Source organism: Stenotrophomonas sp. HMWF023 (assembly GCF_003060985.1).
GTDB classification, from domain to species: domain Bacteria; phylum Pseudomonadota; class Gammaproteobacteria; order Xanthomonadales; family Xanthomonadaceae; genus Stenotrophomonas; species Stenotrophomonas lactitubi.
Window position 1 is genome coordinate 1 of record NZ_QAIJ01000272.1, and the last position, 10,220, is coordinate 10,220.

Consider the following 10,220-nt stretch of genomic DNA (forward strand, 5'->3'; position numbering starts at 1 on the left):
CCGCATCACCCAGTGCACCGTACTTGACCACTTCGGCCAGGCCGGCGCGCAGTTCACGCGGCGGCAGGGTGGCCAGCACGCGGGTATCGGCGATCACCGCACGCGGCGGATGGAACGCGCCGACCAGATTCTTGCCGGCCGGGATATCCACGGCGGTCTTGCCACCCACCGAGGAGTCGACCATCGCCAGCAGCGTGGTCGGCAGCTGCACGCAGTCGACGCCGCGCATCCAGCAGGCCGCGGCAAAGCCGGCGAGGTCGCCGACCACACCGCCGCCGAGGGCGAATACGCAGGCATCGCGGGTCGCGCCGAGCGCAGCCAGCGCCTCGATGACCGAGCCGAACTCGGCCAGGGTCTTGGAGGCTTCGCCGGCAGCGAGCACATGCTCACTCACGATCAGGTCCGGACGTGCGGCCAGCAGGGTCTGTTTGACGGCATCCAGATAGCGCGGTGCAACCTCGCTGTCGCTGACCAGCAGCACATGGCGGCCGCGCACATGGCTGGCCAGTGCGACGCCGTCGGCCTGGGCGCCGGTGCCGATGGTGATGGAATAGGGGCGGTCGCCGCCAACGGCGACCTGCAGCAGGGCAGGGGAAGTCATGCAGTGGGGTCCTGTCGCTGCCAGTGCGCGGCCAGCTTGAGCACAAGCTGGGCGGTCGCATCGGCTGCGGTAAACGGGTCGGTATCAAGGGTGACATCGGCCAGGTCGCGATACAGCGGATCGCGATGCGCAGCCAGATCATGCAGCACCTGTTCGCGGTCCGGCCGCTGCAGCAGGGGGCGCGCCTTGTCGCGTGACAGGCGCTCCAGCTGGGCTGCGACGCTGACCCGCAGGTAGACGACAAAGCCACGCCGGGCGATAAGGGCACGATTGTCCGGATCAAGCACGGCGCCCCCGCCGGTGGACACCAGCTGGCCACGGCCGGCCAGCACCTGCGCCAGCGCCTCGCGCTCATGGGCGCGGAAGCCGGTTTCGCCGGAATGCTCGAAGATCGTGGGGATGCTGGCCCCGGTCGCATCGACGATGGCCTGGTCGACGTCGACGAAGTCCAGCGTGAAGCGCTCGGCGAGGCGGCGGCCGATGCAGGTTTTACCGGCGCCCATCGGGCCGATCAGGATCAGGTTCGGAGCGGGATTCATGCCCTCTGATGCTAACACCTCCGTGCCTTCGCCTTTACGTTCTTCACGTCAGGGTGGAGGTTCCTGCGGGGTTTCCCGCGCCTGACGGAGTACCTGCCATGTCGGTTGCCAAGGTCATCGAAATCAATGCGTCCTCGCCCAAGAGCGTGGAGGACGCAGTGCGCAGCGGATTGAAGAAGGTGTCCGGGACGGTCAAGGGCATCCAGGGCGCCTGGATCAACGAGACCAAGGTGGTCACCGACGGCAACGGTGAGATCACCGAATGGCGGGTGAACCTGAGGATCACCTTCCTGGTGGAGTGAGCCTGCTCAGCGCAGCGCCTGCACCTGGCGCTGCGCATCCAGCACCACCATCCGGTCGGCAATGGCCGGCAGCGCACGCAATGCCTGCCGGCTGACCCGCTCGTAGTACTGCACGAAGCGCTCCAGCTGTGGCCGGCTCATGCCGTGCCGGCCCGGTTGGGCCGCCTGCAGGTTCTGCTCCTGCTGCCAGCGCCAACGCGGTACCACCGAGAAATCAGGGGGTTGCAGGAACCAAAGGCGATCACAGCGCTGCCACAGCGCCGGATAGTCGCGGGCCAGCGACTGGTTGCACCAGCGCCGCCAGCGGCCATCGGCATCGGCCTCGCGCTCCAGGGCGTTCAGAGGAGTATCCAGTTCGGACGCGTCCTGCGCCGGAGTGCCGAGGAACCAGCCCTCGAACACCAGCAGGTCCAGCGGTTTTTCGAGTTGCGGCCACTGCGCTTCGGGCAGGCGCTCGTCGGCCAGTTTGTCGAAGCGGGGCAGGGCCAGCGGCTGTCGTGCGGCCACTGCATCCAGCACCGCATGCGCCAGCGGCAGGTCATGGGTGCCTGGCGGGCCACGGGTGATCAACAAGGGATGCACCTGACGTGCCAGGCGCTGGCGCTGCGCGCGGGTGAGGTAAACATCGTCGATGGAGAGCGTTGCGGCGTTCAGGCCACGGGTCTGGGCACGGGCGGCCACCTGCGCGGCCAGCGTCGATTTGCCGCTCCCCTGCAGGCCGCTGATCGCCAATACTGGAACGGCTGTACTGCTGCCCAGCGCGTCATCCAGCGCCTGCTCGACCACTGTTTCGGGGAATCCTTTCACCTGGGGCATGTACGCAGCAGCGACCATGCCGCCACAATAGCCCAAACCGTGTGAGAAGAATGCTGTCATGAGCGACCTGTACGCCGAAGCCCTGTCGACCTTCGCTGCTCTGTTCGAAGAAGCCAAACAGAGCCGTGAGGTGGAGCCCAATGCGATGACCGTCGCCACTGCCGATACGCAGGGCCGGCCGTCGGCGCGCACCGTGCTGCTGAAGGCGTTCGACGAGCGCGGCTTCGTGTTCTACACCCATCTGGACAGCCACAAGGGCAGCGAACTGCAGGCCAATCCGCAGGCAGCGCTGCTGTTCCTGTGGCGCAGTCTGCGCGAGGCTGGCATCCAGGTGCGCGTCGAGGGGCGCGTGGAGCAGGTGGCAGATGCCGAAGCCGATGCCTATTTCGCCAGCCGTCCGCGCATGAGCCAGATCGGCGCGTGGGCGTCGCTGCAGTCGAAGACCTTGAACACGCGCGAGGAGTTCGACGCGCGCGTGGCCGAGGTCGAGGCACGTTTCGACGGCAAGGATGTGCCGCGTCCGGACGGCTGGAGTGGTCTGCGGGTGGTGCCTGACCGCATCGAGTTCTGGTACGGCGCGCAGTTCCGCCTGCACGAGCGCTGGTGCTACGAAGCGGGTGCCGAAGGGCGCTGGAGCAAGCGTCTGCTGTACCCGTGAGAGTGGTACAAATTTCCCTTGAAAACTGGTTGCTGATTGTCCCAACATGTCCCCCTTCTCTTTCTTGAGTTTTTGCGTCGCAGGGGATGCGGAATGCAGTTAATTGAATTTATTCTGCCTGGATCATTATTGTTTGCGAAATTTCTTATCAAACTTTTCATAGATAAGAATGTTTCTGCTGATGACGTCGTTGGCGCTTTTCTTTCTCTGCCTGTGGATATCATTTTTCTTTCAGCAAGTTTGTTTGCGGCGGGCGTAATCTCTCGTGCAGGCGGGGTAGAGTCCGCGCATTTGACACTTTCTTTCTTTGTTCTGAGCTTGTTGGTTTCTATTATTATTGTTGTAGCTTGGCGTCGGTCGGAAGCGCTTTTTGCAAGTGACAAGTTCTGGGCCGTCGCTGGCGTTGCGTCATTGAGCTATCTAATTTCAATCTCATCGCTATTCTTGGCGGTTAGTGGGTTGCTTTCGCGGGGTGAAGCGTGAATTTTTTGACCGACAAGGTTTGGTTGATTGGCTTGTCCGTGGGAGTGTTTTCGTTCCTGCTGTCTCTTTCGATGTATGTTTATACGAAGAGCAGGGCTGCTAGGTACGACGAAAAACTCAAGCGAATTGAGCTTGAAATGTTTCGTAAATCTATTGAGGATGACATTACGGAACTTAATGATAGGTTGATGTCAACTGAGGCAAGGTGGAAGGATGCGAATCATCTTCTTATATCTTCTCAGGATATGATTACGGGGAAGTTGGCTGGCTCCCAAGGGGGGCGGCGCAGTCCTTTTCTTGAAGGCGAAATTGATGGTCGTGTAGATGAGCGAATGGTTTTTGTCCTAACGCCGTTTAGTGAAGTCCATTCTGATACTTACTCGGCGATTTCGTTGGCTTGCATGCAGATGGGGTTGCGGGCGGTTAGGGGGGATGAAGAGTTTATTAGGGGGGAGGTGTTTCCGCACGTTCTCGACCTGATAAAGCGGGCGGGGATTGTGGTGGCAAACATTGATGGCCGAAATCCAAACGTTTTCTATGAGCTTGGTATAGCGCAGGCGCTGGGAAAGAGGACTATTTTGGTCTCTAGGCGGCCCCGTGACGTGCCATTCGACGTTCGAACAAATCGGATTGTTGTTTATTCAAGTATGGATGATTTGTCGAGAAAGCTGCAGCTTGAGCTGGCTCGTGCAATGGTTGATTCTGTGGAGTAAATTTTCTTGGCTTTTGAGGTTGGTGCTGAATATGATCTGTTTGACCAGCGGATTTCTTATTTGGCTTTGACTCGTCTGCAGGGCTCGCTACTAATCAGGCTGCAATCAATGAGGATCAATATCGAGGACTCGATTGCGCTCAACGTTGGTGATGCTCTTTTGTAGTCGAGCATCGCTCGACTACAACCCCTCCGCACGCAGCCACCGCCACAGCGTGGTGCGTGAGACGCCCAGCGCCTGTGCCATGCCTTCGCGGTCATTGTGGTGTTCCTGCAGCAGCGCCTCCAGCTGCGCACGCGGCGGGCGCTTGCCGTTGCTTTCCACCGGTAGCGCCGTGACGCCTTCGTTCACCAGCTCCGGTGCCAGCTGCAGCAGCCGCGCGGCATCGATCAGGCCTTCACCCGGCTGCCAGTGGATGCGCAGCCGATCCACCAGATTGCGCAGCTCACGCACGTTGCCCGGCCAGTCGGCAGCGCTGAGCAGGGCCTGCGCTTCTGCATCCAGCGGCGCATCGATGCCGCGCAGCTGGCGGAAGAAGTGCGTGGTCAGCAGCGGGATATCGCCGCGACGCGCACGCAGAGTGGGCAGCGCGATGCGCAGCGCCGCCAGCCGGTAGTAGAGATCGCGGCGGAAGCTGCCAGCCGCCGCGCGCTGCTCCAGCGATTGCAGGGTGGCGGCGACGACGCGCAGGTCGACCGGCGTCGGTTCGGTTTCGCCGACGCGCAGCACCTCGCGTTCTTCCAGCACGCGCAGCAGGCGGGTCTGCAATGGCAGCGGCAGTTCACCAATCTCATCCAGGAACAAGGTGCCGCCATCGGCGGCCTCGACCAGGCCGACGCGACCACCACGCCGCGCACCGGTGAAGGCGCCATCGCTGTAGCCGAACAGTTCCGCTTCCAGCAGCGATTCGCTGATCGCGCCGCAGTTCAGTGCGACGAAGCGCCCCCGCCGGCCGCTGGCCGCATGCAGCTGCCGCGCTACCAGTTCCTTGCCGGTGCCGGTCTCGCCGGTGACCAGTACGGTGCTGTCGTGCGGGGCGTACAGCGCGATCTGCGCGCGCACGTCGGCCATCGCGTTGCTGTCGCCGAGCAGCGCATGTGCATCGGCGCGCGGTGCAGCCCTTCGGCGTGCGGCCGGGCGCGCGTCCGCCGAGCGTGCCAGGGTCTGGGTCAGTTCCAGCGCGTGCTCGAAGGCCTGCCGCACCGAATCGGCCGAGTACAGCAGCACGCCCGGCAGTCCGGCCTGCTCGGCATGGTCGATGGCCATGCCGGTGCCGACGATCACTTCGATGCCGTTGGCGCGCAGGTCGGCGATGCAATCGCGCGCGTCTTCGCGGGTGACGAAACGGCGATGCTCGATGTCCAGGCCGAAGCTCTGCTGGAAGCTGCTGAACACCGGCACATCGCTTGCGTGGGTAACCAGCCCGATGCGCGGGGCGATGCGGCGCGCCCGCGCCAGCGCTTCCATCAGATCGAAACCGTTGGCCTGGATCGGCACCAGCGGCAGGTCCAGGCGCCCGCGCAACCAGGCCGCGTTGGAGCCGCCGGCGATCACCACGTCGCAGTGCTCGCGGCGCAGGCGCTGGCCGATCACTTCCACTGCTTCCTCGAAGCCGAGGTTGATCTGCTCGATGCGTGCGCGGCGGTCGAATTCGGGAATGACATCGCCCAGCAGGCCGGTCAGGCGCGAGACGCTGACGGTCCAGATCACCGGACGACCGGGGTCGGCATCGGCGTGGCGCAGGGGCGAGCGGGGCAGGTACATGGTGCGGGGATCGGGAGTGACGATGTTTCATGATACATCTGTTTCAATGTTTCATATGTTTCACCCGGGTTGGGCGGTCATCCCCGTGAAATCAATCGCTTGCAGGTTGGCATGGTGCTTGCGCTTACCTCCCTGTCCTTCAACCTGGATCGCCGCATGACCGCTTCCACCCCCTTCTCTGCTGGTGCCCGCTTCCGCGAGGCGCTGGCTGCCGAATCGCCGCTGCAGGTGATCGGCGCGATCAACGCCAACCATGCGCTGCTGGCCAAGCGCGCCGGTTTCCGCGCCATCTACCTGTCCGGCGGCGGTGTTGCTGCCGGCTCGCTGGGCCTGCCGGACCTGGGCATCAACACCCTGGAAGACGTGCTGGTGGACGTGCGCCGCATCACCGATGTCTGCGACCTGCCGCTGATGGTCGACATCGATACCGGCTTCGGCCCGAGCGCGTTCAACATCGCGCGCACCGTGAAGTCGCTGATCAAGGCCGGCGCAGCCGCCTGCCACATCGAAGACCAGGTCGGCGCCAAGCGCTGCGGTCATCGCCCGGGCAAGGAGATCGTCTCGCAGGGCGAAATGGTCGACCGCGTGAAGGCGGCTGCCGATGCCAAGACCGATCCGGACTTCTTCCTGATCGCACGCACCGACGCCATCCAGGTGGACGGCGTGGACAAGGCCATCGAGCGCGCCATCGCCTGCGTCGAAGCCGGTGCCGACGGCATCTTCGCCGAGGCTGCCTACGACCTGGAAACCTACCGCCGCTTCGTTGATGCGGTGAAGGTGCCGGTGCTGGCCAACATCACTGAATTCGGCGCGACCCCGCTGTTCAGCCGCGACGAGCTGGCCTCTGCCGGTGTGGCCATCCAGCTGTTCCCGCTGTCGGCGTTCCGCGCCGCCAACAAGGCGGCCGAGAACGTCTACCAGACGGTCCGCCGCGAAGGCCACCAGCGCAACCTGATCGACAGCATGCAGACCCGCGAGGAGCTGTATGACCGTATCGGCTACCACGCCTTCGAGCAGCAGCTCGATGCGCTGTTCGCCGCCAAGAAATAAGCAGTACCCTGCACCATCAAGTTTCGGAGGGAAACATGAACGATACGACCGCAACCCCGACCTTCAAGCCGAAGAAGTCCGTCGCCCTGTCCGGCACCGCCGCCGGCAACACCGCGCTGTGCAGCGTCGGCCGCAGTGGCAACGACCTGCATTACCGCGGCTACGACATCCTGGACCTGGCCAACACCAGTGAGTTCGAGGAAATCGCCTACCTGCTGGTGCACGGCAAGCTGCCGACCCGCGCCGAGCTGGTTTCGTACAAGGCCAAGCTGAAGTCGCTGCGTGGCATCCCGGCTGCGGTGAAGGCTGCGCTGGAAGAGCTGCCGCCGTCGGCGCACCCGATGGACGTGATGCGCACCGGCGTGTCCGTGCTCGGCTGCGTGTCGCCGGAGAAGGACGACCACAACCATCCGGGCGCACGTGACATCGCCGACAAGCTGATGGCCTGCCTGGGCTCGATGCTGCTGTACTGGTACCACTGGAGCCACAACGGTCGCGCGATCGACGTGGAAACCGACGATGACTCCATCGGTGGTCACTTCCTGCACCTGCTGCACGGCGAGAAGCCGCAGGATTCGTGGGTGAAGGCGATGCACACTTCGCTGATCCTGTATGCCGAACACGAGTTCAACGCCTCGACCTTCGCCTGCCGCGTCATTGCCGGCACCGGCAGCGACATGTACAGCGCGATCTGCGGTGGCATCGGTGCACTGCGCGGTCCCAAGCACGGCGGCGCCAACGAAGTGGCCTTCGAAGTGCAGAAGCGCTATGACAATCCGGACGAAGCCGAGGAAGACATCAAGGCCCGCGTCGAGCGCAAGGAAGTGGTGATCGGTTTCGGCCACCCGGTCTACACCGTGTCCGATCCGCGCAACAAGGTGATCAAGGACGTCGCCCGCGAACTGTCCGAAGAGCAGTCGAGCCTGAAGATGTACGACATCGCCGAGCGCCTGGAAACGGTGATGTGGGACATCAAGAAGATGTTCCCGAACCTCGACTGGTTCAGCGCCGTCAGCTACCACATGATGGGCGTGCCGACCGCGATGTTCACCCCGTTGTTCGTGATCGCCCGCACCGCCGGCTGGAGCGCGCACATCGTCGAGCAGCGCATCGACGGCAAGATCATCCGCCCGAGCGCCAACTACATCGGCCCGGAAGATCGCGACTTCGTCGCCATCGACAAGCGTTCCTGATCATCGCCACTGTTCAACTGCTGCATGCATCCGGCCGGCCCCGTGCCGGCCGGATGTTTTCGCCGCCGCATCGCCGGCACCCGGCCCGCCTCAAGTATTCCGCCAGCCCATGAATATCGACTATCGCAAGAACCTCCCCGGCGCCTCGCTGGACTACTTCGACGCGCGCGCCGCGGTCGATGCCATCCAGTCCGGTGCCTATGCCACGCTGCCGTATACCTCGCGCGTGCTGGCCGAAAACCTGGTGCGTCGCTGCGACCCGGCCACGTTGACCGACTCGCTGAAGCAGTTGATCGAGCGCCGTCGCGACCTGGACTTCCCGTGGTTCCCGGCGCGCGTGGTGTGCCATGACATCCTCGGCCAGACCGCGCTGGTCGACCTCGCTGGCCTGCGTGATGCGATCGCCGACAAGGGCGGTGACCCGGCCAAGGTCAACCCGGTGGTGCCAGTGCAGCTGATCGTCGATCACTCGCTGGCGGTGGAGTGCGGTGGTTTCGATCCGCAGGCGTTCGAGAAGAACCGCGCCATCGAGGATCGCCGCAATGAAGACCGCTTCCACTTCATCGACTGGACCAAGCTGGCCTTCGAGAACGTGGACGTGATTCCGCCGGGCAACGGCATCATGCATCAGATCAACCTGGAGAAGATGTCGCCGGTGATCTACGTGCAGGACGGCGTGGCCTTCCCCGATACCTGTGTGGGCACCGACAGCCATACCCCGCATGTGGACGCGCTGGGCGTGATCGCCATCGGCGTGGGCGGCCTGGAAGCGGAGAACGTGATGCTGGGCCGCGCGTCGTGGATGCGCCTGCCGGACATCATCGGTGTCGAGCTGACCGGCAAGCCGCAGCCGGATATCACCGCCACCGACGTGGTGCTGGCCCTGACCGAGTTCCTGCGCAAGGAACGCGTGGTCGGCGCCTGGCTTGAATTCTTCGGTGAGGGTGCCGCTGCACTGACCATCGGTGACCGCGCCACCATCTCCAACATGTGCCCCGAATACGGCGCCACCGCCGCGATGTTCTACATCGACGGGCAGACGCTTGATTACCTGCGCCTGACCGGTCGCGAGGAAAAGCAGGTCGCACTGGTTGAAAACTATGCGCGCAGCACCGGCCTGTGGGCCGATGACCTGGCCGCCGCGGAGTACGAGCGCGTGCTGCGCTTCGATCTGTCGACGGTGGTGCGCAACATGGCTGGCCCGAGCAATCCGCATCGCCGCCTGCCGGTATCGGAACTGGTCGAGCGTGGCATCGCCGATGCCGCCAAGCTTGAGGCCGGCAAGGCCGAACAGGCACAGGGTCTGATGCCCGACGGAGCGGTGATCATCGCCGCCATCACCAGCTGCACCAACACCTCCAACCCGCGCAACGTGATCGCTGCGGCGCTGCTGGCACGCAAGGCCAACGAGCGCGGCCTGCTGCGCAAGCCGTGGGTGAAGTCGTCGCTCGCGCCGGGTTCGAAGGCGGTGCAGCTGTACCTGGAAGAGGCCGGCTTGCTGCCGGACCTGGAGAAGCTGGGCTTCGGCATCGTCGCCTTCGCCTGCACCACCTGCAATGGCATGAGCGGCGCGCTGGATCCAAAGATCCAGCAGGAAATCATCGATCGTGATCTGTACGCGACTGCTGTGCTGTCGGGCAACCGCAACTTTGATGGCCGCATCCATCCGTACGCGAAGCAGGCCTTCCTCGCCTCGCCGCCGCTGGTGATCGCCTACGCCATCGCCGGCACCATCCGCTTCGACATCGAAAAGGATGTGCTGGGCGTGGACACCGACGGCAACGAGGTGCGCCTGAAGGACATCTGGCCGAGCGACGCTGAAATCGACGCGGTGGTGAAGGCTGCGGTGAAGCCGGAGCAGTTCCGCAGCGTCTACAACCCGATGTTCAACGTGCGCGTGGAGCACGCTGCAAAGGTCAGCCCGCTGTATGACTGGCGCGCGCAGAGCACCTACATCCGCCGTCCGCCGTACTGGGAGGGCGCACTGGCCGGTGAGCGCACGCTGGCGGGCATGCGTGCGCTGGCGGTGCTGCCGGACAACATCACCACCGACCACCTGTCGCCGTCCAACGCGATCCTGGCCTCGAGTGCTGCCGGTGAG

The 10,220-nt window shown here is 63.9% G+C and carries 11 protein-coding genes; 7 read left to right on the plus strand and 4 right to left on the minus strand.

Features of this window, described 5'->3' with window-relative positions; genetic code table 11:
• The coding region (locus tag DBR20_RS15480; RefSeq protein ID WP_146187025.1) for a 3-dehydroquinate synthase family protein at positions 1-601 on the minus strand (601 nt) is incomplete at its 3' end.
• Positions 598-1,140 carry a shikimate kinase gene (locus tag DBR20_RS15485; protein ID WP_108266786.1) on the minus strand — a complete coding sequence of 181 codons (543 nt, stop codon included), beginning with the start codon at positions 1,138-1,140 and terminating at the stop codon, positions 598-600. The genes DBR20_RS15485 and DBR20_RS15480, both read right to left, overlap by 4 nt.
• A gap of 98 nt (positions 1,141-1,238) precedes the next feature.
• On the opposite strand from DBR20_RS15485, the gene DBR20_RS15490 reads away from it, so the two are divergent.
• Positions 1,239-1,442 carry a dodecin family protein gene (locus DBR20_RS15490; RefSeq protein ID WP_049465447.1) on the plus strand — a complete coding sequence of 68 codons (204 nt, stop codon included), beginning with the start codon at positions 1,239-1,241 and terminating at the stop codon, positions 1,440-1,442.
• A gap of 6 nt (positions 1,443-1,448) precedes the next feature.
• On the opposite strand, the gene DBR20_RS15495 is transcribed toward DBR20_RS15490, so the two are convergent.
• Positions 1,449-2,276 (minus strand): kinase, encoded by an 828-nt coding sequence (locus DBR20_RS15495; protein ID WP_108266787.1) that lies wholly within the window; start codon positions 2,274-2,276, stop codon positions 1,449-1,451.
• Between the two features lie 40 nt (positions 2,277-2,316).
• Here DBR20_RS15495 and pdxH point away from each other — a divergent pair, with 40 nt between their 5' ends.
• The 3 genes from pdxH to DBR20_RS15505 all read left to right on the plus strand — a co-directional run bounded on the left by pdxH (position 2,317) and on the right by DBR20_RS15505 (position 4,112).
• Positions 2,317-2,916: a pyridoxamine 5'-phosphate oxidase gene (gene pdxH / locus DBR20_RS15500; RefSeq protein WP_108266788.1), complete on the plus strand. Its 600-nt coding sequence runs from the start codon at positions 2,317-2,319 to the stop codon at positions 2,914-2,916.
• A gap of 93 nt (positions 2,917-3,009) precedes the next feature.
• Positions 3,010-3,399: a hypothetical protein gene (locus DBR20_RS21945; RefSeq protein WP_146187026.1), complete on the plus strand. Its 390-nt coding sequence runs from the start codon at positions 3,010-3,012 to the stop codon at positions 3,397-3,399.
• A complete protein-coding gene (locus DBR20_RS15505; RefSeq protein ID WP_146187027.1) occupies positions 3,396-4,112 on the plus strand; it encodes a hypothetical protein in 717 nt (238 codons plus the stop codon). The genes DBR20_RS21945 and DBR20_RS15505 overlap by 4 nt, the downstream gene beginning before the upstream one ends.
• 180 nt (positions 4,113-4,292) lie before the next feature.
• Here the strand turns inward: DBR20_RS15505 and prpR are convergent, their stop codons facing one another.
• A complete protein-coding gene (gene prpR, locus DBR20_RS15510; RefSeq protein WP_108266790.1) occupies positions 4,293-5,876 on the minus strand; it encodes a propionate catabolism operon regulatory protein PrpR in 1,584 nt (527 codons plus the stop codon).
• 156 nt (positions 5,877-6,032) lie between these two features.
• Here prpR and prpB point away from each other — a divergent pair, with 156 nt between their 5' ends.
• From prpB to acnA, 3 genes are all read left to right on the plus strand, one after another.
• Positions 6,033-6,926 carry a methylisocitrate lyase gene (prpB, locus tag DBR20_RS15515; RefSeq protein WP_089236473.1) on the plus strand — a complete coding sequence of 298 codons (894 nt, stop codon included), beginning with the start codon at positions 6,033-6,035 and terminating at the stop codon, positions 6,924-6,926.
• A gap of 35 nt (positions 6,927-6,961) precedes the next feature.
• A complete protein-coding gene (gene prpC, locus DBR20_RS15520; protein ID WP_100553238.1) occupies positions 6,962-8,119 on the plus strand; it encodes a 2-methylcitrate synthase in 1,158 nt (385 codons plus the stop codon).
• Between the two features lie 109 nt (positions 8,120-8,228).
• Positions 8,229-10,220, plus strand: a 1,992-nt coding sequence (gene acnA / locus DBR20_RS15525; RefSeq protein ID WP_258223387.1) for an aconitate hydratase AcnA, incomplete at its 3' end; no start/stop codon positions are given.

Excerpts from the sequence above, each read along its gene's own strand:
- DBR20_RS15485 (WP_108266786.1), bottom strand. The coding sequence starts at position 1,140 with ATGAATCCCGCTCCGAACCTGATCCTGATCGGCCCGATGGGCGCCGGT.
- DBR20_RS15490 (WP_049465447.1), top strand. The coding sequence starts at position 1,239 with ATGTCGGTTGCCAAGGTCATCGAAATCAATGCGTCCTCGCCCAAGAGC.
- DBR20_RS15495 (WP_108266787.1), bottom strand. The coding sequence starts at position 2,276 with ATGGTCGCTGCTGCGTACATGCCCCAGGTGAAAGGATTCCCCGAAACA.
- pdxH (WP_108266788.1), top strand. The coding sequence starts at position 2,317 with ATGAGCGACCTGTACGCCGAAGCCCTGTCGACCTTCGCTGCTCTGTTC.
- DBR20_RS21945 (WP_146187026.1), top strand. The coding sequence starts at position 3,010 with ATGCAGTTAATTGAATTTATTCTGCCTGGATCATTATTGTTTGCGAAA.
- prpR (WP_108266790.1), bottom strand. The coding sequence starts at position 5,876 with ATGTACCTGCCCCGCTCGCCCCTGCGCCACGCCGATGCCGACCCCGGT.
- prpB (WP_089236473.1), top strand. The coding sequence starts at position 6,033 with ATGACCGCTTCCACCCCCTTCTCTGCTGGTGCCCGCTTCCGCGAGGCG.
- prpC (WP_100553238.1), top strand. The coding sequence starts at position 6,962 with ATGAACGATACGACCGCAACCCCGACCTTCAAGCCGAAGAAGTCCGTC.